Source organism: Mesosutterella multiformis (assembly GCF_003402575.1).
Classification (GTDB): Bacteria; Pseudomonadota; Gammaproteobacteria; order Burkholderiales; family Burkholderiaceae_F; genus Mesosutterella; species Mesosutterella multiformis.
The window spans coordinates 1523482-1549218 of the sequence record NZ_BGZJ01000001.1 but is presented as its reverse complement, the minus strand read 5'-3'; the positions used below and the strand labels follow the sequence as shown (position 1 = coordinate 1549218).

19 protein-coding genes and 2 rRNA genes are annotated in these 25737 nt (G+C 56.4%); 13 read left to right on the top strand and 8 right to left on the bottom strand.

Annotated elements, in window-relative coordinates:
• Nucleotides 1-24: 24 nt before the first annotated feature.
• From M4NBBH2_RS07100 to M4NBBH2_RS07090, 3 genes are read left to right on the top strand one after another with little or no spacing between them, the layout of a single operon-like run.
• The gene (locus M4NBBH2_RS07100; protein WP_116270287.1) at nt 25-870 is read left to right on the top strand and encodes a DUF3737 family protein; all 846 of its coding nucleotides are present in this window, start codon (nt 25-27) and stop codon (nt 868-870) included.
• A 24-nt stretch (nt 871-894) separates the two neighbouring features.
• A complete protein-coding gene (locus M4NBBH2_RS07095; protein ID WP_116270286.1) occupies nt 895-2136 on the top strand; it encodes a MalY/PatB family protein in 1242 nt (413 codons plus the stop codon).
• A 38-nt stretch (nt 2137-2174) separates the two neighbouring features.
• Entirely contained in the window at nt 2175-2867 is a 693-nt protein-coding gene (locus M4NBBH2_RS07090; protein ID WP_116270285.1) for a hypothetical protein, read from the top strand.
• A gap of 36 nt (nt 2868-2903) precedes the next feature.
• Here M4NBBH2_RS07090 and M4NBBH2_RS07085 read toward each other — a convergent pair whose 3' ends face one another.
• On the bottom strand, nt 2904-5804 hold the full coding sequence (locus M4NBBH2_RS07085) for a M16 family metallopeptidase (RefSeq protein WP_116270284.1): 2901 nt from the start codon (nt 5802-5804) through the stop codon (nt 2904-2906).
• A 161-nt stretch (nt 5805-5965) separates the two neighbouring features.
• Here M4NBBH2_RS07085 and M4NBBH2_RS07080 point away from each other — a divergent pair, with 161 nt between their 5' ends.
• Both M4NBBH2_RS07080 and M4NBBH2_RS07075 read left to right on the top strand, forming a co-directional pair.
• Nucleotides 5966-6541, top strand: coding sequence for a hypothetical protein (locus M4NBBH2_RS07080; RefSeq protein ID WP_116270283.1), 576 nt, complete (start codon nt 5966-5968; stop codon nt 6539-6541).
• Between the two features lie 343 nt (nt 6542-6884).
• Nucleotides 6885-7835: an AEC family transporter gene (locus tag M4NBBH2_RS07075; RefSeq protein ID WP_022442783.1), complete on the top strand. Its 951-nt coding sequence runs from the start codon at nt 6885-6887 to the stop codon at nt 7833-7835.
• Between the two features lie 85 nt (nt 7836-7920).
• Here M4NBBH2_RS07075 and M4NBBH2_RS07070 read toward each other — a convergent pair whose 3' ends face one another.
• A complete protein-coding gene (locus M4NBBH2_RS07070) occupies nt 7921-9471 on the bottom strand; it encodes an FGGY-family carbohydrate kinase (protein ID WP_116270282.1) in 1551 nt (516 codons plus the stop codon).
• Nucleotides 9472-9732: 261 nt separating this feature from the next.
• Between M4NBBH2_RS07070 and M4NBBH2_RS07065 the strand changes: the two genes are divergently transcribed.
• Entirely contained in the window at nt 9733-10332 is a 600-nt protein-coding gene (locus M4NBBH2_RS07065) for a MarC family protein (RefSeq protein WP_022442785.1), read from the top strand.
• Between the two features lie 57 nt (nt 10333-10389).
• On the opposite strand, the gene M4NBBH2_RS07060 is transcribed toward M4NBBH2_RS07065, so the two are convergent.
• Nucleotides 10390-11373: an NAD(P)-dependent oxidoreductase gene (locus M4NBBH2_RS07060; RefSeq protein ID WP_160117881.1), complete on the bottom strand. Its 984-nt coding sequence runs from the start codon at nt 11371-11373 to the stop codon at nt 10390-10392.
• A gap of 129 nt (nt 11374-11502) precedes the next feature.
• On the opposite strand from M4NBBH2_RS07060, the gene M4NBBH2_RS07055 reads away from it, so the two are divergent.
• A complete protein-coding gene (locus M4NBBH2_RS07055; protein WP_116270280.1) occupies nt 11503-13596 on the top strand; it encodes a 3'-5' exonuclease in 2094 nt (697 codons plus the stop codon).
• 54 nt (nt 13597-13650) lie between these two features.
• Here the strand turns inward: M4NBBH2_RS07055 and M4NBBH2_RS07050 are convergent, their stop codons facing one another.
• The gene (locus tag M4NBBH2_RS07050; protein ID WP_116270279.1) at nt 13651-14451 is read right to left on the bottom strand and encodes a hypothetical protein; all 801 of its coding nucleotides are present in this window, start codon (nt 14449-14451) and stop codon (nt 13651-13653) included.
• A 336-nt stretch (nt 14452-14787) separates the two neighbouring features.
• Between M4NBBH2_RS07050 and argC the strand changes: the two genes are divergently transcribed.
• The 4 genes from argC (at nt 14788) to M4NBBH2_RS07030 (ending at nt 19174) form a co-directional block, all read left to right on the top strand.
• A complete protein-coding gene (gene argC / locus M4NBBH2_RS07045; RefSeq protein WP_116270278.1) occupies nt 14788-15723 on the top strand; it encodes an N-acetyl-gamma-glutamyl-phosphate reductase in 936 nt (311 codons plus the stop codon).
• A gap of 123 nt (nt 15724-15846) precedes the next feature.
• Complete coding sequence (gene argJ, locus M4NBBH2_RS07040; RefSeq protein WP_116270277.1) at nt 15847-17070, top strand: bifunctional ornithine acetyltransferase/N-acetylglutamate synthase; 1224 nt, start codon at nt 15847-15849, stop codon at nt 17068-17070.
• A 20-nt stretch (nt 17071-17090) separates the two neighbouring features.
• Nucleotides 17091-18005, top strand: coding sequence for an acetylglutamate kinase (gene argB, locus M4NBBH2_RS07035; protein ID WP_116270276.1), 915 nt, complete (start codon nt 17091-17093; stop codon nt 18003-18005).
• Nucleotides 18005-19174, top strand: coding sequence for an acetylornithine/succinylornithine family transaminase (locus M4NBBH2_RS07030; protein ID WP_116270275.1), 1170 nt, complete (start codon nt 18005-18007; stop codon nt 19172-19174). Before argB ends, M4NBBH2_RS07030 begins: the two co-directional genes overlap by 1 nt.
• Nucleotides 19175-19275: 101 nt before the next feature.
• On the opposite strand, the gene M4NBBH2_RS07025 is transcribed toward M4NBBH2_RS07030, so the two are convergent.
• Nucleotides 19276-19524, bottom strand: a complete 249-nt coding sequence (locus M4NBBH2_RS07025) for a hypothetical protein (RefSeq protein ID WP_116270274.1) — start codon at nt 19522-19524, stop codon at nt 19276-19278.
• 152 nt (nt 19525-19676) lie between these two features.
• Between M4NBBH2_RS07025 and M4NBBH2_RS07020 the strand changes: the two genes are divergently transcribed.
• Nucleotides 19677-20087: a DUF4332 domain-containing protein gene (locus M4NBBH2_RS07020; protein ID WP_116270273.1), complete on the top strand. Its 411-nt coding sequence runs from the start codon at nt 19677-19679 to the stop codon at nt 20085-20087.
• A gap of 91 nt (nt 20088-20178) precedes the next feature.
• Here the strand turns inward: M4NBBH2_RS07020 and M4NBBH2_RS07015 are convergent, their stop codons facing one another.
• Nucleotides 20179-21030, bottom strand: a complete 852-nt coding sequence (locus tag M4NBBH2_RS07015; RefSeq protein WP_116270272.1) for a MetQ/NlpA family ABC transporter substrate-binding protein — start codon at nt 21028-21030, stop codon at nt 20179-20181.
• Nucleotides 21031-21305: 275 nt separating this feature from the next.
• Between M4NBBH2_RS07015 and M4NBBH2_RS07010 the strand changes: the two genes are divergently transcribed.
• Nucleotides 21306-22253, top strand: a complete 948-nt coding sequence (locus tag M4NBBH2_RS07010) for a LysR family transcriptional regulator (protein ID WP_116270271.1) — start codon at nt 21306-21308, stop codon at nt 22251-22253.
• A gap of 123 nt (nt 22254-22376) precedes the next feature.
• Here the strand turns inward: M4NBBH2_RS07010 and rrf are convergent.
• Nucleotides 22377-22491, bottom strand: a 5S ribosomal RNA gene (rrf, locus tag M4NBBH2_RS07005).
• Nucleotides 22492-22650: 159 nt separating this feature from the next.
• A 23S ribosomal RNA gene (locus M4NBBH2_RS07000) occupies nt 22651-25533 on the bottom strand.
• Nucleotides 25534-25737 lie beyond the last annotated feature (204 nt).

Genomic DNA, 25737 nt, shown 5'->3' with positions numbered 1-25737 from the left:
AAACAAAAGAAAGATTGGAACATCATGCAGCTCATCACTAATCAGACTTTCGGCGGCGAACGCTCCCTTTACAAGCTTTCTGACGCCAAACTCGATCACGTTACGATTCTCGCCGGTGATTCTCCCATCAAGCACGGCACGAATCTCACGCTGACCAACTGCGACATTGAGGGCAAGTATCCCCTCTGGATCAATACCAATACCGTGGTCGACAACTGCCTTCTCAAGGTAACCGCCCGCTCCGGTCTCTGGTACCTGAAGAACTTCAAGGTGACGAACACCCGGTTCGAGTGCCCGAAGTCCTTCCGCGATTCGGACGGCATTGAAATCCGCGACTGTACGTTCACGGACGCCCAGGAAACGCTTTGGTCCTGTCGAAACGTTCTCGTTGAAAAGAGCTCTTTCGATAAGGGCGACTACCTCCTCGCACACTCTTCTGACATCCGTCTGAAGAACATCAAGCTGAACGGCAACTACCTCGGTCAGTGGGGCCGGAATATCGAAGTCTTCGATTCCGAAATCCATTCCCGCGACGCCTTCTGGAACACCGAGAACGTCTCCTGCTACAACTGCACGCTGGACGGCGAATACCTCGGCTGGCACTCCAAGAACCTCCATCTCGTCAACTGCCACATCAAGGGTCAGCAGCCGCTTTGCTACTGCGAAAACCTGGTGCTGGAAAACTGCACGTTTGATCCGGACGCGGATCTCGCCTTCGAGTACTGCACGGTGCATGCGGATATCCGCGGCGCGGTGACGAGCGTGAAGAACCCGACGAGCGGCGAAATCGTGGCGGATTCGATCGGCGAAATCATTCTCGATGGCAACGCCCTTCCGCCCGCGAACTGCAAGATCGTCACCCGTAAGTAATCGACAGAGCAAGACACAACTGAGATGGCAGAAGAACAGTTTGATTTCGACGAGCTGATTGCCCGCCGCGGCACCCGCTCGCTTAAGTGGGATATCGACCAGGATCCGGACGTGATCGAGCTCTGGGTCGCGGATATGGATTTCCGCGCCGCCCCGGTGATTCTCGAAGCGCTTCAGAAGAAACTCGATTCCGGTGTTTTCGGTTACGGCCTCCCGACGAAAGCCTTTTATGAGGCGATCGTCAGCTGGTACCGGAAGCGTTACGGAGTGGAATTCTCGCGGACTTCGATTATTCCCACGACCGGTGTGGTGCCCGCGATTTCCTCGATCCTCCAGGGGCTCTGCCTCCCGGGCGATGAAGTCATCATCCAGACGCCTGCCTACAACTGCTTCTTCTCCTCAGTCCGGAATTCGGGCCTTGTGCTGAGCGAAAACGCGCTGAAGCTCGTGAACGGCCGCTGGGAAATCGATTTCGAGGATCTCGAAGAACGTGCTTCCAGAGAAAAGGCCCGCGCCCTTCTCTTCTGCAATCCTCAGAACCCGACAGGCCGCGTGTGGACGCGAGACGAACTCACGCGTGTCGCTGAGATCTGCGAAAAGCACGGGATCTTCCTGATTTCAGACGAAATCCACGGCGAACTCACGGCTGAAGGCTTCCGCTACACGCCGCTCGCCTCTGTCTCTCCGTGGGCGAAGGACCATGTGATCACGGCGTCCGCCGCCTCCAAGGCCTTCAATATCGCCGGGCTTCAGACCGCGTACATCATCGCGCCGGTCGCAGAGGCCCGGAACCGGATCGACCGGCAGATCAATATCAACGAGGTCTGCGACCCGAATCCGCTCGGAATTGAGGCGCTGATCGCGGCGTACAGCGACCGGGGCGCGGCCTGGCTCGACGCCCTGAATCACTACCTCGATGGCAACCGGAAGGTGATCGAGGAGTTTGTCCGCGAGTCACTCCCGGGCTGCTTCCTTTCGCCTCAGGAAGGCACGTATCTCCCCTGGATCGATTTCTCGTCCTTTGGGAAGACATCGACCGAAATTGAGAAAGAGCTGCTCCACGGCTATCACGTCCGCGTGAATGGCGGCGCTCACTACGGCGAAACATCCCCCGGCTGGATCCGGATCAATATCGCGACACCCCGGGCCCGGCTACGTGAAGGGCTTCGCCGGATCGCGCTCTGGGCCGAAGACGAACGCAAAAAGGGCTGTCACCCTTTATATCGCCGCAACCCCTTGAAATACAGGGATCCTGTCCCCATATAAGGTGTATCAGCAGTCTTTTTTCAATACGGAACTCATTTATGGCAGCAGGTAACAGCGGCGATATCCAGATGAACGGCAACGTTGACTGGAACGCGATCGCCAAGCAGACGCTCAGGTATCAGTATGACGCGAAGCGTGCCTCCGTCTGCCTTTGGTTTATTCTCTTTTTCTTCAATGCTGAGCAGCGCCGCGAGGCGGCGAATCAGTGGGAGTCGCTCTGGCACGATCTCTCCTTTGTGGAGCAGATGGCGCTGCCGCAGCCGCCTCCCGAGATGAAGCCTGCTCCCTACCCAGTGGAGCAGATGAACGCCGATCTCGCGCTTCTCTTCAAAAACGGCGACGTGAAGATGCTTTCCGAAACCGCTCTCCTCAAGCCCGAAAGCCTCACCTTCGATGAGGAGGGTTTCCGCAACCGGCTGCTCGATCGCTATACCGATAACGGAATCTCGATTGAGCCTGGAATGGAGCGGCTCGCGGACACACTGCCCGCTGAGTTCTCGTTCCTTCAGGCGCTGATTTCGCAGAGAGCGGACGATAAGGAGCAGGCGAGGTTCTTCTTCGGTCATCTGAGACCGCTTGGCTATGCCACGATCAAGGTTCTCCGGGAAAAGGCCTCCGGAACCAACCTCGAACTTGTCGCCCAGGCCCTGCATCGTTTCCTCGTCGCTGAGGAGACGCTTTATAAGAACGGGTACGAAGGTGAGCCGCTTTCGGCCCGTCCGATCAATTGAAGACAAAAAATCGCGTCGCACGAAGGGGAGAAATTTTTATTTCTCCCCTTTTTTCTGCCCTTGGATCATGAGTACCGCGGGGCGGCTCTCAAAGACACGCCGGATAGCCGCGTTGACGTCAGAAAGGGTCAGCCCCTCAAGCGCCCGGAGTTCAGACACCGGATCAGTGACCCGGCTGTTTTCAATCGAATACGCCGCTTCTTCCCGCCAGAACCGCGAAGACGCGATCGCGTTCCTCATTTCAGACACGAGGGGCGATTTGATTTCCGAAAACTCAGACTCCGTGATCCCATGCCTCGCGAGGTCTGCCGCGATCGCGCGGATCCGCGTCCGCACAGAAGCGATGTCAGCGGCCTCGGTGAGGACTCCGGACTCGATATAGCTTTCCTCCGGATCCGATTCAACGCGGACAAGCCGGCACCAGGGACTGTAGGTGAGACCAAGTTCAGAGCGCAGAATCCTGCGGATCCGGGTATCGAGCGCGGCGGCCGCGGCTCTTCCGGCCCAGTACCCTGAATTTCCCCGCTCAGACGGAGAAAGCGTGTATCCCCAAGCCGTGAACACACCGGCGCGCGGCGTCGTTTCCTTTAGGGTTTCTGTCTTTTCCACTCCGGCCGGGAACCGGTAGCGGGATCTCGCCGCGGCGGGGCGGGGACCGCGGATGATTTCGTTTCCGAAAAGCTGTTCCGCGAGTTTCAGCACCTCTGCTTCATCAAAGGATCCGGTGACCAGAATCCGGATCGGCCCGGGATTCCGGGTGTCACGGAACCAGGAAAGCGCCGCTTCCTTTGTAAATCGCGCGGTATCCGCTTGCGTGAGAGGCGCAAAGGCCGGATTCCCGCCGTGGAAGAAATAGGAAGGCCGCCACGTCACCGCGCCATCCATCGTGTTCACTATCCGGTCTTCCGTATTCAGAACACCTTCTGCCGCACGCGCCGCGTCCCCTTCGCCGACCATCGGGTCCCGGTACTGCGTCCAGATGGCTTCAAAAAGCGTCCTGAGGCGCTGCGCGGGGGCTGTTCCCTGGATCACCGCGGTTTTCGCGGCGTACGACTCAGACACCTGGACGCCGAGTGAACCAAGAGACGCCGCGGTTTCCATGGGGGACATCCGGCCGACTCCGCGCTGAGGAAGAATGAGGGACGCGAACCGCGGAACCCACAGGCGGTCAGTCGGCAGGGCATCCGTTCCCGGGCCGAAGAAAAGCGATACGGTGACACCCTCCGCGTTTTTTTCAGGCAGCAGGCTGAGTTTTGCCCCGTTAGCGAGTGGCAGTGTTTTCAGTTCAACCCCCTGAGCCATCACCCGGGTTTCAGCTTTTCTCTCCGCACCCCTGAGGGCCGGTGTATCCGGAAGCGGCGGAAGCCTGAGATAGGGGAAGCGGATTGTACCGGTCTGAGATCCGACGGGCTCTCTCCCGCTCCCTCCCCGCTTCGCGCTCTCATACGCCCGGAGAAGATCAGACTCGGGCACCTTCTCTGGCGCCATGAGTTCAATTGTGACTGCACCGGTTTCAAAAGCTTCCCGAATAGCGTCTGAAATCGCTTTGCCAGTGATCGAAGACGCCGCAGCGTCAAAAAGGACGAGATCCGTTTCGGGGGACGTCATCACGCGGCCGGACGCGAGTTCGGTCTCCATCCCTTCCACCGCGATGTCCGGATCCGGAATTCCGGCTTTGACCGCGCTTTCGAGGGCCGTCCGGATTCTCCGCTTTGCGCGAGCCGCCTCCTCGTCCGTCACACCGGTTTCCGCGGATTTCAGTTCAGCGAGGAGCGCCGAGAGGGAAGCCTCCCAGGATGAGGATCCGCCATCTGCCCGAAGCGATGCCTCAGGCAGATAGGGATCCTGAATTCCGATATAAGCAGCCGCGGACACCCAAGGGGCGCCGCCCGCCTCTGCCCGGCGCGAGAGCCGTTCAGTGAGCACACTCTGAGCCGCGGCGATAAGGTATCCGGATTTTCTTAACGCTGCCGAGTCCTCGGCCGGAGACCGTTTCCGCATGACGCGGATCCGGATCCGAGCCCCGTTTCCCCGGATTACACCGGACCACGCTCTTACTCCCTCCCGATCCGGGTCACCCAGATAAGGGACCGGGGGCGGCGTACCCGCCTGAAGCGTTCCAAACGTTCTCTCGATCAGAGGAACAAGGTCATCAGGCCGGATGTCACCTGCCGCCGCGAGGATCATACGCTGCGGGACATACCAGGTCCGGTAGAAGCGCTTCAGGTTTTCGGGAGATGCCGCGGAAATCACGGCAGGATCCCCCGCCGGGAGAAACTCAAACTGGGTGCCGCCGTAAAGAAACTTTCTCAGATCAGCGAGCGTCCGCCCTTCCTCCGTATCCGCGAGCGCAAGTTCTGAAAGCACAACGCCCCGCTCACTCGCGACAGACTCCGGCGCGAAAAGCACACCGCCCGCGAAGTCACTGAGCACCTGCAGGGATTCAGAGAGTGTCTTCTGATCCGCTTTCTGGAGCGTGATCCGGAACACGGTCCGGTTGCCGGACGTGAAGGCATTCGCGTCACGCCCGAACTTCATGCCGTTTTCTTCAAAGAACCTGGCCGCGGTGCCTGATGGATAGTGAGTGGATCCCGTAAAAGCAAGGTGTTCCGTGAAGTGGGCGTACCCCCGCTCAGACGGCCGCTCGGCGTATGACCCGGCGCCGACAATAAGAGAAAGCGACACCTTTCCCTTCCGGGGAGCGGATAAGAGTGCGTATCGAAAACCGTTCGGAAGTTTCCCCTGAATGATCCGGGAGTCAGGTGTCAGGTCGCCCGCTTCACGCCACCCGCCGATCCACGCTGATTCCGCCAGTGCGGGAACCGCGGGTCCCTTCCCCTGAAACCAGGGGGAGGACGCCGTATAAGCCCCTGCCTCAGCCGCGATAGCGGTGAGGATCATTGAGAAAAGCAGACGGGGAACGGCTGACTGTCGCATGGGAGATGGAAATTCAGATAACGGATTCCGTCATTCTAAGAAAAAGAACCCATACCCACTGAAAAGCTTTCCAATTTGCGGCGCTTTTCGCTAAACTCTAGCGAATTAGCTTTCGGGTAAGAGCCCCAAAGCGATTGTTTCGTACAAAGGGTATTAGGAATATGGAACCCACCACGACTGATCAGGCAGCTGAAACCGCTGCCGCAGCGCCTGAAAAAGCAAAGACTGAAGAGAAGGCTGCTCCCGCCGCAGAAACCAAGGCTCCCGCCCAGGCTTCTGACGCCAAGCGTCCTGCCAAGGCCCCTCAGGGCAAGAAGGGAAATCGCCACGGCGATCATCGCGGAAACGGCGACCGTCATAATAGCCGCGGTCACGATCACCCCGCTCCCATGGGTGCTCTGCAGCAGGCTCTGAAGAAGACTTCCGGCGACTGGAAGGCGTTCCGTGACGCACAGATTGCTGAAGGCCGCTCGCAGAAGAGCTTCTGGCTGACGGAAAATGAAGCTGAGCGTGTCCGCCGCTTCATTCATAAGATCCGCGAGAAGGCTGAGCGCGAGGCTGCCCGTCAGGCTGAAATCGCCGCCCGCAAGGGAAAGGCCGGCTCGAAGCCGAAGCAGGCTGATAAGCCCGTTCAGAAGTCAGTTCCGAACCCCGTGAAGAAGGAAGCCCGCGCTGAGGCTGCTGCCGCAGTCGCCGCTCCGGCTCCTGAAGCGAAGAAGGAAGAGCCGAAGGCCTAAAATCCTCACTGGCTGATCCGATCAGAAAGGCAGTTCAGAAATGAACTGCCTTTTTTGTGTCTCGAATTTCACCCATCCCCGAAATCCTGTTCAGAAATCACGCAGTTACTTCCCCTTCAGCCCTACTCTCTGCGAGCCATTGCCCCATCCTTTCTGAGGTCAGACCGCCTCTATAGTGAGATACGTAGATAGTCAGATTGACCTAGGCGCTCCTATCCGTCTGACTTTAGGTATTTCCTTTAGTATCCCCTGTTTTCGGGGTTTTTCAGCAACCTCTGCCTATTTCATGGGCGTAAGCTCACGCGCCTACGCTTCAAAAAACCTTGGGAGAAGAGGGCCCGAAATGGACGATACATTAATGCGAGTTGTGCTGCTTCTGATTGATATCATCGGTCCGATATCGATCGGCTACTTCCTGAAGCAGAAAAATCTCGTCAAGCCGGCATTCAATGACTTCATGATCAAGCTGAATGTCCGGGGTCTCTTCACGGTCCTCGCCTTTGTCGCTTTCTGGAAGCTGAAGTTCACCGCAGAAGTGGCGCTGATCCCGATTGCCGGTCTCATCATTCTTTTCGTGCCGTATTTCCTCGGCATGGCAATCACGAAGAAAGTTGAGGATCCGCTGGAACGCGGCGCCCTCGTGGTGTCCTCCATGCTTGGCAACACGAGTACGCTTGGCGGTCTTCTCTGCTTCATGCTGCTTGGCGCCACGTCGTTCGCCTACGTCCAGGTGATCGGCGTGCTGCAGAGTATCGTGCTGATTCTCTTCTGCTTCCCGGTCTGCCAGAAGTTCCATGATATGGCGGATACCCAGCGAGGCCTTTCCAAAAAGCGCACCTTCCGCGAGATGTTCTTCACCTGGAATCAGGTGTCTATCCTCGGCATGCTCGCGGGCGCCGCGCTTTCTCTCGGCGGCGTGAAGCAGCCGGACTGCTTCGCCCCGTTCTTTGCCGCGCTCGTTCATATTTCGGCCTGGATCCAGTTCCTCCCGGTGGGCCTGCTCCTCAACTTCGCGGCTGCCCGCCGTCAGCTGAACCTCAATGTGCTGAAGCTGATTCCGCTGAAATTCATCGTGATGCCGGCGATTATCTGGCTCTTCTGCTTCTTCGTGTTCTCGGATAAGACGATTACGGCTACGCTCGTTATCCAGTCCGCCTGCCCTGTCGCGATCAACACAGTATTCTGCTGCGCGCTTTATGGTCTGAAGACCGACACCGCGATGGCCGCTTTCGTGTCCACCACGATCGTGTTCCTCGCGGTGCTCTGCCCGATCTTCTTCTGGCTCTACCTCTGATAAAGAACGGAAGCGATTCCGATCATAAGAAAGCCGCCGGTTCTTTTTGAGGAACCGGCGGCTTTTGTCAGCTTACAGGAGCTTCTCAGCGGAAAGACTTCATGCTTCGGAGCGTCTTGAAGGCTTCACGCATATCCTGCTTCACAAGCTTCACCTTCTTCATGAAGAGATCGCGGTAAAGCTCGGAATTCGCGGGGTTCGGGGCGTAAGAGGCATCGCGCACGATCGTGTCCTGTAGCGCCGGAATCACGTCCTTCACACCGCCCGACGCGAGAGCCGCGAAGACGCAGTTCGTGACGACCGCGCCGCCCGCGTTGCGGAAACGGACGACGTCAGACGCGAGCATATCCGCCTTGATCTGATTCCAGAGAGAGTCGCGCGAACCGCCTTCCGTCACCGTAATGCGCTTCAGCGGGACACCGGAGGCACGGTACGTATCCGTGATCTCCATATAGTCGTAGCCGATCGCCTCAAGCACAGCGCGCCACATCACGCCCTGATCATCATCCAGCGTGAGGTTGAGGAAGCAGCCGGAAGCGTTCGCCTCATCACCGGTGCCGCCCGTGAGATACGGAAGGAAGAGGACGCCATTGCAGCCCGCAGGAACCTTTTCCGCCATTTCGGAAAGCGGCACGTAGTATTTCGGATCGTCTGACTTCAGGCAGATGTTGTCCTTGAACCAGCGAAGCGCAAGACCGCCCGTGCGGATATAGCCCCAGTAGAAATAGGTGTCCGGAAGGGAGCCGGAATTGAAGATCAGACCGGAACCGGGTTTCGAGAGCTCGGGAACAATGCCGTCCGTCGAAACGCAGAACATCGAGCAGGTACCCGCTACGTCAACGCCCTGGCCAGACTCAAAGACACCGCTACCGAGCATCGACTGCATCGTGTCGCCGGCGCCCGCGCAGACAAGCGTGCCTTCCGCGAACCCCGTCTTCTCAGCCATTTCAGCGGTGAGTTTTCCGACAATATCCCAGGGCTTCAGGATCTTCGGCATGTACTTCGGATCGATGCCGAGAATCTCAAGCTGTTCCTCGCTCCAGACCTTATCCATCACGCGGTAGCCAAGGCCCCAGCCAGACATCGTGCCCCAGTCAATGAAGGCGTCCTCAGCCTTGAGACCCGCGAGATGCATGAGGATATACGGCGCGTCATGGACAAACTTCACGCCGCGCTCTTTGAACGCGTCGGAATTCTTCAGGAACCAGCGGGCGAACATCGCCGGGAACATACAGGAAGCTTCCGGGTTTCCGGTCTCACGGCCCCAGATCTCGCGGGGCGTGCTGTTGATCGCGTCAACGTCTTCCTTCGTCCGCGAATCCAGATAGTTGATGAAGGGAGTAATCGCGTTGCCGTCAGCGTCAATACCGGTGATACCGCAGATAATGCCGTCACCCATAATGGCAGCGACATCCGCCGGATCATAGCCCTTGCGGCGGAGTTCATCGCTGCAGGCCTTCATGCAGGTAACCGTATTCGCGACGTATTCGTCCGCATCCATCTGAACCCAGCCCGGATTCGGATACCCGAGGGTAGTCGGAAGACTGTGGGACGCAACCTTTGTCCAGCTGCTGTCATAGACCGCGACCTTGACGCTCTGAGTACCGGCGTCAAATCCGAGATAAAGCTTTCCCATAATGTTCTTTTAAAACCTCTGATTGAGGGAAGGGAAAAACTGCGGGGTGCAGGCAGGTGAGACCTGCAGACCGTAAAGTGCCATCTTCCGCTTCCAGTGATGAACTGATCGATTGTACCGATCCGGAACCAACTACACACTAGTGGTTAGCACGTTTTTGTGACCAACGGGCAAAACTGTTAGGAATTATGAATTTGCCCACGGGTTTCCGTGTAAGCTATTCACGTAAACCATAACAAACAGCCCTCAGAAGTATCCGATATGTCCCTTTCAGCCGCCGTCTCGGTTTATATCAAGTTTTTCTTTCTGCTCACCCCGTTCTTCATTCTCGCGGTTTTCCTCGCGCTCACGGAAAAGGTTGAGACGCGGATGCAGCGGGCCCTTGCCGGCCGCGTGACGGTCGGTATCGTTCTCACCTCGATTCTGCTTTTTCTCTTCGGGGAAACGATTTTTGATCTCTTCGGAATCACGGTGGACTCTTTCCGAATCGGCGCGGGTGCCCTTCTCTTCCTTTCCGCGGTGTCGCTCACCCAGGGAAAGTTTTCTCTTCCGTCGACTGACAGCTCACTCATGAGCCTCGCGATTGTGCCGCTCGCCATTCCGATCACAATCGGCCCCGGCACGGTCGGCGCTCTCGTCATTGCCGCCGCGGAATCGCCCACCTATATCAAGAAGGCGGAGACGCTTGCCTGCATTGTGGCGGCGTGTCTTACTGTCGGACTGATGCTCTTTGTCGCGGACCGCGTGAAAAGCGTGCTCGGCGCGAACGGTATCGCGATGCTTTCCAAAATCACGGGACTGGTGCTCGCGGCCCTCAGCTGTCAGCTGATGTTCACCGGCATCGCGGCTTTCCTGAAATAAACGGAATTCGCTCCTCAAGTCGCAGAAAAGGCGGAATCTCAATTCCGCCTTTTCTTTTTACTTCACCACATATTTGGGATCCAGGGTTCCGCGGGCCCACTCGGCGATATTCCTCGCGGCTCTGATATTCATGCCGGCCGCGTTCCGTTTCGTGAAAGACGCCGTGTGGGGCGTCAGAACGGCTTTTTCTGACCCCATCAGAGGAGAGTCTGTGCAGGGTTCATGATCAAAAACATCCGCAGCCGCCCCGCCAAGCGTTCCCTGATCGAGATGCCGCCTCACCGCTGCGGCATCCACTACCGGCCCCCGTGCGATATTGATCAGCACCGCGTCAGGCTTCATCAGCGAAAGCTCCGCCTCGCCAATCATCCCCCGCGTAGCCGGAGTGAGCGGTACGTTTACGGATACCGCGTCGCTTTCTCTCAGGAGTTCATCCATCGGAGCGTAGGAGACCCCGAACTCCGTCTCCCAGGCAGGATCCGGATGACGGCAGGTATACAGAATCCTGACTCCGAAAGGCGCCGCGCGGCGCGCGATTTCCTTTCCGATTCCGCCAAACCCGATGAGACCGAGCGTTGAACCGGCGAGCCCCGGCATCGCCATCCGTTCCCAGTGCCCCGACTGCATGGACTGATTCTGAAGATCCAGACGGCGGGCGAAATAAAGAAGGTACGCCATCACATGTTCGGCAACGGCCCCTTCCACGGCTCCAGTCGTCCGCATCACTGTGATACCGCGGGCCCGGCAGGCGTCAATATCGACGGAGTCATACCCGATCCCGCGACGCGTCACGGCGCGAAGCTTGGGGAGCCTTCGGATCAGGCTTTCCGTGATCGGCTCAAGCCCCACGATCGCCGCATCCGCGTCCTTCAGGGCTTCAAAAATCTCATTCTCCGTACTTTGGGCACCGAACCCGGCAGAGGAAAGATTCACCACTTCGAAACCCGCCTCCCGGAGGATCGATTCGGGGTCATTGGGGGAAGAAGACCCCTGAAATTCACCTTTTTCCGCGAAGCCCCGCGACGTGATAACAACCCGCATGCGACCTCCCATCCCCTTATCAGGAGATAGTTTCGAAATTATTTTTTTCCTGTGTACAATGAATTTAGCAGATAGTGTAATCTTCGGTTCTTCTTTTGCGGCCGAAGTATCACAAATTAGGGAGCAGTCATGACTGATTCAAAAGCAGGCGCTGTCCAGATTTTCCTACTTCCACAGCTGGTAGAGGCACTCTCCAGCGCGCCGTCCGTCATTCAGACGGATCTATTCGCATTTATCTCCCGCTTTTCTGCCAATCCCGAAGAGATTCCCTATAAGGAAAGAAAGTCCCAGGAAGTGCCTGAGGGCTTCCGGATCTTTACTCTCAACTCCGCCTGGAGCGTCGTTGTCGCGGAACCCGCCCCGGATCTTAAGATCATCGCCCAAGCCAACTGGACGAAGGCAGCGTTTGAATGGGCGGCAGAACACGAATTCGTTCCGAACGATGAGGCAAAAACCGGCGGTTACTTCAGACTCTGCGAGAGACCCGGCGCGGTGAAGCATGAGGAAGAGGTCCCGCCTCCACCCCCTCCGCTTTTCGCGGATATCTCCGACGAAGAGCTGATTGCGATCGGGCTTCCCAAGTCGAAGCTGCCGCTCGTGCGTGATCTCGAAAACAAGGACGATCTTGAAGCCTCTCGAAGCGAAATTCCGGCTGAGACCTATCAGAGTCTCACCTGGTACGTGGATGGGGCTGAATGGTCCGCTGTGAAGCGTGAGTACGCGAAGCTCCACCACTCCGCCGAATCCCAGATGGGCAAGATCCGCCTCTACCTCAATCCCGAGCAGAAGAAGATTGTCGATGGACCGTGGAAGGGAGCGCTCCTTGTTCAGGGCGGCGCCGGCACCGGTAAGTCTGTGGTTGCCATGCACCGCGCGAAGCACCTTGTTGAACTCCCCGACTGGAAGGATGATGACCGGCTGCTTTTCGTCACCGCGACGCGTAACCTCGCGGTCGATATCGAGGAACAGCTGCAGAGGCTCGTCCGCGCGGACCGGATCAATACGATTGAGGTGACAAACCTGGATGGCTGGGTTACGGCATTCCTTCGCCGCAACGGCTATAAACCCGCGATCATCTATCCGGGGAAGCCGATTTATGAACTCGCCTGGAAAGCCGCGACCGAAACGCTTCCGGAAGGTGTGACCGAAGCCGAAGCGCGCGAGGAATTCGAGCGTCATGTGCTCCCGAATAACATCCGGATTCAGAAGACCTATATGAAGTCGGATGCCTCGACACTCACTGCTGAACAGCGCGAGGCGATCTGGCCCGTCTTTGAGAACTTCAGGCGCGAGCTTTTCGCCCGCGGCAAGGTCGCGGCGCCTGACGCCTACTACGCGGCGATCGGCCTTCTCACAAGCAGCAGCACCGCTGAAAAAGCACCGTACCGCGCCGTTATCGCTGATGAAATCCAGGACTTCGGTCCCGAAGGCCTGAAGCTTCTCCGGGCTCTGACGCCTGACCACGATAAGCACCCTGAACTCCGCGATGTCGAAGGCGACCTCTTCCTTGTCGGCGACAGCCGTGAAAGAATTTACGGCCGCGATGTGTCCTTTGCCGCCTGCGGCATCAATGTGAAGGGCGGACGGTCCCAGTTCCTCACGACAAGCTACCGCACGACCGCTGAAATCGCGGGTGCCGCGGACTACATCCTGAACGAAGGGAAGGAATCCGATAAGGATAAGGAGCGCGAGATCACCCTCCGCCACGGACCGCTCCCCGAACTCTATGTCGGAAAGGAATTCACGGACGAAGTGAGCTGGATCGTCCGTCAGATCCATCACCTGATCGATACGGAACGCGACCTCGCGCTCTCCTCTATCGTCATCGCTGCCCGAACGGACAGTCTGCTTGACGATTATCAGAGCGCGCTCTCGAAGCGCGGCATCAAGACGCTGCAGATTTCGAGAAACATTCCGGATGACCCGAACGCGGCCGGCGTCAGAAGCGCGACGCTGCATCGCCTGAAGGGGCTTGAATTCCGGGCTGTATTCATTGTGGGCGCCGATGAAGGAAACATCCCTGACGCGCTGACGCTGAATGAATCGCCGGATCCGGATGACCGGGAAGAAGCCGCGCGGTCTGAACGCGCGCTCTTCCACGTGGCTGCTACCCGTGCGGTTGACCGGCTGTATGTGTCCTGCAGCGACACGCCGGGAGAATATCTGAATGAACTCATTCAGTATGAAAAGGATGTGAAGGCCAAGGCGAAGAAGACGAAGTAGTCCGCCGAGGTTTCTGCAGACAGGGCTGGTTCCGCAACGCGCGGAATCAGCCTTTTATTTTGCTTCGGACTTTTTCCCGGGGCGGATAAGGAGAAGAACCGCGCCGATCAGAAAAATCACAATTCCCTGAATCAGAAGGGAAACAGAGAAGTGCTCATTGGAGTAGGCGCTGTAGGAATACCAGGCGGCGGCACCGAGCACAACAATTCCGTACCCTACTCCCTGAAGCACAAAACCGGTCAGCGTCTCCCGATCCGGATTCGCGAGCGTGAAGAGCAACTCCTCACGCGCGAGAAGCGCGGACCGCGTTCTTCCGAGCAGGATAAAGAGGATTCCCAGCAGCACCGGCGCGAGATTCTCAGCACTCAGCGCTCCAAGCACCGCTGCGGTGCCGATGGCGACTGAAAGCGCCTGACGGCTCCCTGTCGCGACACGGAGCGTGAACACAAGAATGGCGAGCGACGTCAGAGCGCACCAAACGGGGACCGGAAGCCCCGCATCGATCACCGGCTCAAACCCCGGCCCGGGAACCGTGACCGCGAGCCAAAGCGCGAGAAGGCATGAGAGCCAGAGTCCAGGCTTTGTCCGTGGTTTTCCCGTCCAGATACCAATAATGAAAAGGACGAGGCCGAGTCCCGACAGAATCTCCCCCACCACTTTGGCGCCCCGCATCAGCTCCCAGCCCGGCGCGCTCAGCGTCAGGCCATAGTCTTCCAGCACCCAGATTCCCATGACGGATGAGAAACCTGAAAGTGTCAGCACAGCAACGCCGGTTATGAGGAAATGGATCGCAATCCAGTTCTTCCATCGGAGAGTGGCTGCATTGGAGGCAGGCGGAACAAAAGGAAAATTCATATAGCAAACGTAATTGTTGTTTACCTCTTAGAGGGTAAACCCGTAAAAACAATTACTATAGTACGGGTAATCCTGAATTACATCCCCTGAAAGGCTTTAAAAACCCCCTCTATTCCGGTTTGTTTGATATCGATCAAGATTGAATACCCTGCCTTCTCTACACATTTTTATGGAACTTGTATCTTAAACAGACGATGTCTTGAGGCAGGGGCTAAGTACCCCAGGAGTCAGCCGTACGCCGTGTCAGCTTTCCGCGGTCGGCCAAAACAGTCATCTTTACAAGCACTCCTGTCAGGGCCACATTTCCCCCGGGCAGGCTTTAATAAGAAGGCAGGAATGACTCAAGTTTTTATCGACGGAAGTTCGGGCACTACCGGACTGCGAATCCGTGAGCGGCTAGAAGGCCGTCAGGAACTTACCCTTATCACGCTCCCGGAAGAATCCCGAAAGGACCCTGAAGCCCGCCGCAACGCGCTGAACAGCGCAGATGTCGCGATTCTCTGTCTGCCGGACGCGGCTGCCATTGAAGCGGTAAGTCTCATCACCAATCCCAATACCATTGTGCTGGACGCGAGCACCGCGCACCGCACGGCGCCTGGCTGGGCCTATGGATTCCCTGAACTCGGCTCCGGCCGGGAAGAAGCGATCCGGACCTCCCGCCGCGTTGCGGTCCCCGGCTGCCACGCGAGCGGTTTCATCGCGCTCGTCTCTCCGCTTGTAGAAGCAGGAATTCTGTCGCCTGACGCGCGGCTCTCCATCACGTCGCTCACCGGATACTCCGGCGGCGGCAAAAAGATGATTGCCGAGTACGAGTCTGAAGGCCGGAGCCCGCTCCTCGACGCGCCGCGCGCCTACGCCCTCCCCCAGCACCATAAGCATCTTCCTGAAATGAAAGCCCTTACCGGGCTTCATACGCTGCCCGCTTTCCTTCCGATTGTCGGCGACTTCTACTCAGGCATGCTCGTTACCGTTCCGGTTTTCCGCGAGGATCTCCTGAACGGCGCCACCATTGAAGATATCCGACGAGTCTATCAGTCACGATACCGAGGCCCCATCGTCTCGTACCGGGAAAATGCGGACGAGTCCGGATTCCTTTCCGCACTTTCCCTCTCGGGACTCGACAGAATGGATGTGTCTGTTTTTGGTAACGAAGACCGCATCCTTCTTGCCGCGCGCTACGATAACCTTGGAAAAGGAGCATCGGGTGCCGCTGTCGAGTGTCTCAACCTTGTAATCGGCGCTGCGCCCGAGACCGGCCTCAGGCTTGTCTGATATACGCGCACCGGCTAAAAGCAACTTTATTTTCAAGCGGACCTCAAGCAGCCGCCCGGACTTCCGGGCACAGGCTGCAGGCAGGTCATACGCATACCCTTTTTTGCTAGAAGGATCACTGACATGTTGAAGATCTCTTCCGGAAATGTCTGCACGCCGCTCGGATTCCGGGCTAACGGCATTCACTGCGGCATCAGAAAGAATCAGTCGAAGCGCGATCTCACTCTGATCGTGAGCGATGTGCCCTGCACCGCAGCCGCGGTCTACACCCAGAACCGCGTGAAAGGCGCTCCGCTCCTCGTGACGCGCGATCACCTGAAGGATGGCCGCGCGCAGGCTGTTATCGTGAACAGCGGGAACGCCAATACCTGCAACGCCGATGGCGTTGAGGTCGCTGAGCGGATGACTGAAATCACCGCCGCGCAGCTCGGTCTCAAACCCGAGGACGTCTGCGTCTCCTCGACCGGCGTGATCGGCAAGCCCCTTGACATCACCCCGATCGTGAACGGTCTCCCCTCTCTGATTGCCGGCCTCGCCCGCGACCAGGAGCATGGCGAATACGCATCCCAGGGCATTCTGACAACAGACACCCGCATGAAGCAGATCGCGGTTGAATTCACGGTGGGCGGCAAGACTTGCCACATCGGCGCGATCGCGAAGGGCTCCGGCATGATTCATCCGAATCTCGCCACAATGCTCGTTTTCATCACGACGGACTGCGCGATCACTTCTGAAATGCTCCAGAAGGCCCTATCGCACGATGTGCAGAAGACCTTCAATATGACGTCCGTGGACGGTGACACGTCGACGAATGATCACGTGCTGCTGCTCGCGAACGGTCTTGCCGGAAATGAGCCGATCACTTCCGAGGGCCCTGACTTTACGGCTTTCATGGAAGCACTCAACACCGTCACGATCCATCTCTGCCGCATGATCGCCGGGGACGGCGAAGGCGCGACCAAGATGCTCGAATGCCGGGTGGTCGGCGCGAAGACCGATAAGGATGCCCGGATCGCCGCGAAAGCCGTGATTACTTCGTCGCTCGTCAAAACCGCCATGTTTGGCGCTGACGCGAACTGGGGCCGGGTGCTCTGCGCGATTGGCTACAGCGGTGCGGATGTTGACGTGAATAAGGTGGAACTCTCTTTCGAATCGAAAGCCGGCGTCATTCCGGTCTGTGTTGACGGAGCCGGTATCCCCTTCTCCGAAGACATCGCGAAGAAAGTGCTTCTCGAACCCGAAATCAATATCCTTATTGATCTTCATGACGGCGAAGGCAAAGCCACGGCCTGGGGCTGCGACCTCACCTATGACTACGTCAAGATCAACGGCGACTATCGGACATGATCAGCGGAGGAGACAGAAAAATGGCAACTGCTTTTTCGAATGCGGATCGGGCTGAAGTCCTGACCCAGGCACTCCCCTACTTCAAGAAGTACTACGGCAAGACCGTGGTCGTGAAGTACGGCGGAAACGCGATGCTGACAGAGGACCTCCAGCAGCAGGTGATGGAGGATATCGTTCTGCTGCACCTCGTGGGAGTCCGCGTAGTGCTCGTGCACGGCGGCGGACCAGAAATCACCGGCATGCTGAAGCGGGTCGGCAAGGAATCCCAGTTCGTGAACGGCCTCCGCGTGACGGATAAGGAAACGGTTGAGATTGCCCAGATGGTGCTGGCCGGCAAGATCAACAAAACCCTTGTCACCTATCTGGAAGCGAAGGGCGGGAGCGCGATCGGCCTCTCCGGCATGGACGGCCGCATGATCACGGCAAAGATGAAGGATCCGGCGCTCGGCTACGTGGGTGAAATCACGAAAGTGAACCCGGTTCCGATCCGGGATCTGCTCGAGCGCGGCTATATCCCCGTCATCTCGTCCCTCGGCTGCGACAAGGAAGGAAACGTCTACAACATCAACGCGGATACGGCTGCGGCAAAGATTGCCTCAGCCCTCCACGCCCAGCGCCTCATCCTGATGACAAACATTCAGGGGCTGCTGAAGGATAAGGATGATCCCACTTCGCTCATTCCGCTGATCGACATGGAAGAAGCGGAAGGAATGATCGGCTCCGGAATTATTTCCGGCGGCATGATCCCGAAGATTGAATGCTGCATCACAGCGCTGAAGAACAATGTTTCGAAGGTGATCATCATGGACGGACGCATCCCCCATTCCGTCCTGATGGAGCTCTTCACCGACACCGGTGCGGGCACGATGATCGTTAAGAAAAAGAAGGCTGAGAAAGACACGGCCAATAAGAATGATGAAAGGACTGATGACTGATGACGAATAACATTAAGACGCTTGACTCTCAGTACATTGCGAATACTTACTCCCGGTATCCTGTACAGATTGTCGACGGTGAGGGATCGATCCTCACGGATGAAAACGGCAAGCACTATATCGACCTCGGCTCCGGTATCGGCGTGAATATTTTCGGCCAGAAGGATCCGGCCTGGATTGAAGCCGTGCAGACGCAGCTTCACCGTTTTCAGCACACCTCGAACCTTTACTACTCCGCTCCTGACGCTGAACTTGCGGAGTTCCTCTGCGAACGCACCGGTCTTAAGAAGGTGTTCTTCAGCAATTCAGGCGCTGAGGCGAATGAATGCGCCATCAAGGCGGCCCGTGCCTATGCGGCAGCGAAGAAAGGCAAGGAGTGGAGCACCATCGTGACGCTTCGGGACTCCTTCCACGGCCGTACGCTGACGACTCTCGCCGCGACGGGACAGGACATGTTCCATCAGGACTTCCTGCCTCTGACGCCGGGTTTTGTCCACGCGGAGCCTGATGACCTCGAAGGGCTGAAGCAGATTGTCCGCGAGAACCGCGTGGCCGGCATCCTGATCGAATGTGTTCAGGGTGAAGGCGGCGTCCGGGCGCTTTCCGATGCCTATGTGAAGGGTGTCGCTGAACTCTGCGAAAAAGAAGATATCGTTTTCATGACGGACGAGGTCCAGTGCGGGAACGGCCGCACCGGTAAGCTCTATGCCTATGAGCACTACGGCGTCCTTCCTGATGTGGTGTCGACCGCGAAGGGTCTTGGCGGCGGTCTCCCGATCGGTGCCACAATGCTTGGAATGAAGGTTGAAAATGTCTTCACCCCCGGGAAGAACGGTTCCACTTTCGGCGGCAACCCGATCGTCTGCGCCGGCGCTCTTTCGATTCTGAAGCGTCTCGACGATAAGTTCCTCGCCGAAGTCACCCGCAAGGGGAACTTCGTGAAGGAGTATCTCGCCGGGAAACCCGGTATTGAGCGTGTCTCAGGCCTTGGCCTCATGATCGGCGTGAAGACCGTGAAGTCTGAAAATGAAGTCGTCGCGAAGATGATGGAGAACGGCGTTCTCGCCCTGACCGCTCATGGCGGCATGGTGCGGCTCCTTCCGCCGCTTAACATTTCGGACGCCGATCTGAAGAAGGCGCTTGACGTGCTGCTCGCCGCTGCGGCCTGAAGCCCCCACAGCGTCTGATTCCTTCAGTCAGACCAAAGCCCGCGGGAAAAATTCCGCGGGCTTTCTTTTTGCCTCCGGGATGAAAAAACGACCCCCACCCGTTAACGGGCGTGCTTCTTCACGGCGGAATCAAATTCCTCGAGCGCCTTCGCGACGCGGTCGAACGTCTTCTTTGCTTCGGCTGGAATCTCTGCTTTAGCCACCTTCTTCGCGGCAAGTTCCTTCTTCAGTTTCACGGCAGCCGGCCGCGGCGCTGCCTTGTCCCCGAAAGCCCCTGGAAGGCTGCCAGCATCCTGATCCATGAAACCGATATCCGGGAGCCCCCCGAGGCTCAGCTTCTTCTTTTTCACTTCTTTCGTACCTCTAAAGAGAATGGTGTGAGTTTACTAGAAAGAATTAAAAGAGGATTTTTTAGGAGGAAATTGCAAAAAATGCATTACCGTAATACAGAAAAAAGATTTATAGTGATTAATATCCCATCACCTCATAAGGAAATCTGGAAATGACGACCTACAAAATGATTGATATCGAAGGCGTTGGCGAAACTTACGCCAAAAAGCTGGAAGAAGCGGGCATCAAGGATTCTGCCGATCTGCTGAAGAAAGCAGCTACCCGTTCGGGCCGTGCGGAGCTGGAAGAGGCCACGGGTATTTCCGGAAAGCTGATTCTCACGTGGACGAACCATGCTGATCTATGCCGTATCAACGGCGTTGGTCCTCAGTACGCCGAACTGCTGGAAGCGGCCGGTGTTGATACGGTGAAGGAACTCGCGCACCGCGTCCCGAAGAACCTCGCCGAAAAGATGGCTGAGGTCAATGCCGCCAAGAATCTGACGAACGGCGCGGTTTCCGAAAAGGAAGTCGCCAAGTGGGTTGAAGAAGCGAAGACTCTGCCGGCCGTTATGACCTACTAAGCAGAAATTTCGTCTGGGATTTAAAAAAACGCCCGGGTCCATCAGGATCCGGGCGCTTCTTTTGCTCTGAAGCTTTTTATCGGCAGAACGATCAGAAGGCGGCGACGACAGCGCCCTTCAGGTTCTTATCGATGTATTCCTTCACTTCCGGAGACTGCAGAGCCTTCACAAGCTTCTGGATCTCAGGACGGTTCTCATCACCCTGGAGGACAACGAGGTAATTCGCATACGGGGACTTGGAGTCTTCAATGAAGAGAGCGTCCTTCACCGGGTTCAGATTCACGGTCAGAGCGAAGTTCGAATTGATGACAGCGAAGTCCACATCCTTCAGGGAGCGCGGAATCTGAGCGGCTTCCAGTTCCTGGAGCTTGACGTTATGCGGGTTCGAGACGATATCGGCCTTCGTCGCGTTGATGCCGGTGCCCTTCTTCAGCTGAATGATGCCGGCAGACTGCAGGAGGAGCAGAGCGCGGCCGCCGTTCGTGGCGTCATTCGGGATCGCGATCGTAGCGCCGTTCTTGATGTTCTTCAGATCCTTGCTCTTGCCGGCATAAAGACCGATCGGTTCGATATGGATCGGGGCCAGGGCGAGGAGGTGAGTCTTATGCTGCTTCTGGAAGTCATCGAGATAAGGCTTATGCTGGAAGAAGTTCGCGTCAATCGACTTGTCTTCCAGAGCCGTGTTCGGCTCGACATAATCGTTGAACTCGACAATCTGCAGCGTGACGCCTTCTTTCTCGAGGTTCTTCGCGGCAACCTTCAGAAGATCAGCGTGCGGGACCGGAGTCGCGCCGACCTTGATGGTGACATTGCCGGCAGCAGCGCTCGAACCCGCCGTAGCGGTGGCGGCAGCCGAAGAGGCGGCTTCTTTCTTACCGCAGGCAGTCAGGATGGCAGCGGCAGCAGCGCTGGAGGCAAGAGCCAGGAATTGACGACGCTTCATTATCTATCTCCTTAGAACTTTTCAAGCCGCCCGGTTTTAAGGGCGAAACAGAGTTTTGGTTTAGTAAATGTAGCGTTTTTTCAAAAAAAAATCTCGCTGAAAAGCACGGGTTTTCGAGGTATTACCAAGAGAAGCGGCGATAGGATCAATGCTCTCAGAATTGAATTTAATTGTTAATTCTTAAAAACAAACTTATAACAAAATAGAAAAAAATCTATAATGGATTTAGGGGGTCGTATAGGGGTTGAACATTCTTCTTTGGTACAACTGTGACCATGGCAGACAAACCTTTCCAATATATACAGACACTTCTCGAGGCTGGCAGCTTTTCCAGAGCTGCGAAGCGCCTAAACATCTCTCAGCCCTCGCTCTCTCAGTTCATCATGCGTCTCGAAAAAGACGTCGGCGCTACGCTGGTTGACCGCGTGGCAAAGCCCCTGCGGCTGACACCCGCCGGGGAATGCTGGATTGGGGCCGAAAAGAACGTCAATAAGATCCGCGCGCTCTCGCGGGTTCAGATTCACGATATGGGGAGCGGCATTACGGGCCGGCTCGTTGTCGGTACACCTCAGTACTTTGAAGGGTACTTCCTCGTCAATGCCCTGCCTCCTTTCATGAAGGAATTCCCGGGAGTGGAGCTCGTGATCGAGCAGGGTTCCAGCGTGGATCTGGAAGAATCGGTCGCGGACGGGAGACTGGATCTCGCCATCGTTCCGAATCCGAGAAACCTGCCCAACATCACGACAGAGGAACTCTATTCCGAAGAGTGCCTGATCGCGCTCCGGACAGATGATCCCATGTGCAGCCAGGCAGTTGAAAACAGGGCGTCGTCCTACCCTGTTCTGGACTTCAGGCTCTTTGACGGAAAACCGTTCGTCACCGTGAAACACGATCTGCGGATGCGCTCTGTCTTTGATGATCTCTGCGCAAAGGCTCACGTGAAGCCCAAGGTGATGCTGGAAACCGGCGATCTGGCGACCTGCCTTGCCCTGACAGACGAAAAGGTCGGGCCGACTCTGGTGACCAATACGCTCGCGCGGCTTTTCGCGCCTAAGTTCCCGCTTCGGTTCTTCTCGATCCGTCCGAAGATTCCGGATTCCGATATCCGCGTCGTCTACCGCAGCAACCGGTACGTTTCCAAAGCGGCCCGCGCGTTGATTGACTGCATGAAAAAGGAAGGCAAGGAACTCACTACGCTGAACGACGCAGCGGAAACCGCGTAGAGGTATTTATGAAACCCGAAAGAAGGGAGGAGCGAATGCTCCTCCCTTTTTTCATGTCCGGGTTTCCAAAAGCACATAAAACAAAACCCTCGAAAGAAAACTTTCGAGGGTTTTGAAAGGGGAGCCTGACAGTGACCTACTTTCACCGGAAATACAACCGACTATCATTGGCGCGAGAGCGTTTCACCGTCCTGTTCGGAATGGGAAGGGGTGGGGCCACTCTGCTATGGCCGTCAGGCAAAGGCTTTGCTTTCGAAGTTTTTAAGGACTTCTCAAGCGAATTCTTTGGGAAGGAATGAAATCACATGGCTTGCTTTTCCACATTCACATATTTCTTTCTTTTTGCAAGCTTCCTTTCAAAACCATTTGCTGTCATTTAACTAAGCAGCACGGTTATAGGATCAAGCCTCACGGGCAATTAGTACCAGTTAGCTTCACGCCTCACAGCGCTTCCACACCTGGCCTATCAACGTCCTGGTCTCGGACGACCCTTCAGGGAGGTCAAGCCTCCGGGAAGACTAATCTTCAGGCAAGTTTCCCGCTTAGATGCTTTCAGCGGTTATCTCTTCCGCACATAGCTACTCGGCAATGCGACTGGCGTCACAACCGATACACCAGAGGTGCGTCCACTCCGGTCCTCTCGTACTAGGAGCAGCCCCTGTCAATCTTCCAGCGCCCGCGGTAGATAGGGACCAAACTGTCTCACGACGTTTTAAACCCAGCTCACGTACCTCTTTAAATGGCGAACAGCCATACCCTTGGGACCGGCTACAGCCCCAGGATGAGATGAGCCGACATCGAGGTGCCAAACACCGCCGTCGATATGAACTCTTGGGCGGTATCAGCCTGTTATCCCCAGAGTACCTTTTATCCGTTGAGCGATGGCCCTTCCATACAGAAGCCACCGGATCACTATGACCTGCTTTCGCATCTGCTCGACTTGTCTGTCTCGCAGTCAGGCACGCTTTTCCCATTGCAGTATCCTCACGATTTCCGACCGTGATTAGCGTACCTTCGCACTCCTCCGTTACCCTTTAGGAGGAGACCGCCCCAGTCAAACTGCCCACCATGCACGGTCCCCAGCCAGGATCACTGGCCCAGGTTAGAACCTCAAACAAATCAGGGCGGTATTTCAACGACGGCTCCGAATGAACTGGCGTCCATTCTTCAAAGCCTCCCGCCTATCCTACACAGATCGGTTCAAAGTCCAATGCAAAGCTACAGTTAAGGTTCATGGGGTCTTTCCGTCTAGCCGCGGGGAGATTGCATCATCACAAACATTTCAATTTCACTGAGTCTCGGGAGGAGACAGTGTGGCCATTATTATGCCATTCGTGCAGGTCGGAACTTGCCCGACAAGGAATTTCGCTACCTTAGGACCGTTATAGTTACGGCCGCCGTTTACTGGGACTTCGATCAGGAGCTTGCACCCCATCAATTAATCTTCCAGCACCGGGCAGGCATCACGCCCTATACGTCGACTTTCATCTTTGCAGAGCGCTGTGTTTTTAGTAAACAGTTACAGCCACCGATTCTCTGAGACCTCTTCACCCTCCGGGTTTCTCTCCCGTCAAGCTACAAAGGCACACCTTCTTCCGAAGTTACGGTGTCAATTTGCCGAGTTCCTTCTCCCGAGTTCTCTCAAGCGCCTGAGCATATTCAGCTCACCCACCTGTGTCGGTTTACGGTACGGTCGCCGTTGAACTGAAGCTTAGAGGTTTTTCCTGGAAGCGCTTCCAGTGGCTTCGTCTTCAAAAGAAGACCCGATCCTTCGTCCTGGGTATACGCCTGCGGATTTGCCTGCAGGCACCCATCGCTCGGAAGCCGGGACATCCAACACCCGGTCCACTCTGGCTGCTCCGTCACCCCATCGCATTCAACGCCGGTTCAGGAATATTAACCTGATTTCCATCAGCTACGCTTCTCAGCCTGGCCTTAGGAACCGACTCACCCTGCTCCGATTAACGTAGAGCAGGAAACCTTGGGTTTGCGGCGAGCGGGCTTTTCACCCGCTTTATCGTTACTCATGTCAGCATTCGCACTTCTGATACCTCCAGCAGACCTTACGATCCACCTTCGCAGGCTTACAGAACGCTCCCCTACCACTCACACTCAAAGTGTGAATCCGCAGCTTCGGTTATCAACTTAGCCCCGTTACATCTTCCGCGCGGAAGGACTCGATCAGTGAGCTATTACGCTTTCTTTGAAGGATGGCTGCTTCTAAGCCAACTTCCTGACTGTTTTAGCCTTTCCACTTCGTTTTCCACTTAGCTGATATTAGGGACCTTAGCTGGCGGTCTGGGTTGATTCCCTTTTGAGTCCGGACGTTAGCACCCGGTGCTCTGTCTCCTGCGCGAAGCTTTCTGGTATTCGGAGTTTGCCATAGTTTGGTAAGACGCCATGTCCCCCTAGCTATAACAGTGCTCTACCCCCAGAAGCTCATGCGCAAGGCACTACCTCAATAGTTTTCGGGGAGAACCAGCTATCTCCAGATTTGTTAAGCCTTTCACCCCTAACCACAGCTCATCCTCTGGTTTTGCAACACCAGTAGGTTCGGCCCTCCAGTGTGTGTTACCACACCTTCAGCCTGGCCATGGTTAGCTCATCTGGTTTCGGGTCTATGCCATGCGACTGAATCGCCCTGTTCGGACTCGCTTTCGCTGCGCCTCCCCTAGTCGGTTAGGCTTGCCACATAACATAAGTCGCTGACCCATTATGCAAAAGGTACGCAGTCACCCCGAAGGGCTCCTACTGTTTGTATGCATGCGGTTTCAGAATCTATTTCACTCCCCTCCCGGGGTTCTTTTAACCTTTCCTTCACAGTACTAGTACGCTATCGGTCGATCACGAGTATTTAGCCTTGGAGGATGGTCCCCCCATGTTCAGCCAGGGTTTCACGTGCCCCGACCTACTTTTCGAATCCTCAGTACCTTGAGATGAACGTCCCGTACGGGGCTATCACCCACTATGGCGAGCCTTTCCAGACTCTTCCAGTGTTCTTCTCAATATCGAATTCAGGCTGTTCCGGTTTCGCTCGCCGCTACTTCCGGAATCTCGGTTGATTTCTTTTCCTGCAGCTACTGAGATGTTTCAGTTCGCCGCGTTCGCCTCCATGCGCTATGTATTCACGCATGGATCAAGCTAAAGCTTGGAGTTCCCTCATTCGGAGATCCCCGGATCAAAGCTCGTTGTCAGCTCCCCGGGGCTTTTCGCAGACTGCCGCGTCCTTCATCGCCTGTGATCGCCAAGGCATCCACCACATGCACTTAGTCGCTTGATCCTATAACCCTGCCGCCTTTTACCCGGCACGGTTTCAATCGACTTGTAACGTGTCGCTGTTCTCTAAATGTTGCTTCGGTTTCTTGGAGAAACTTGCAAATTTGTGAATGCAATCACAACCCATGTTCATAACTGCCCTGAAATACCCTCATCAAGTATTCCAGGCACTTAGAACTTTCATTCCTTCCTAATTGTTAAAGAACAA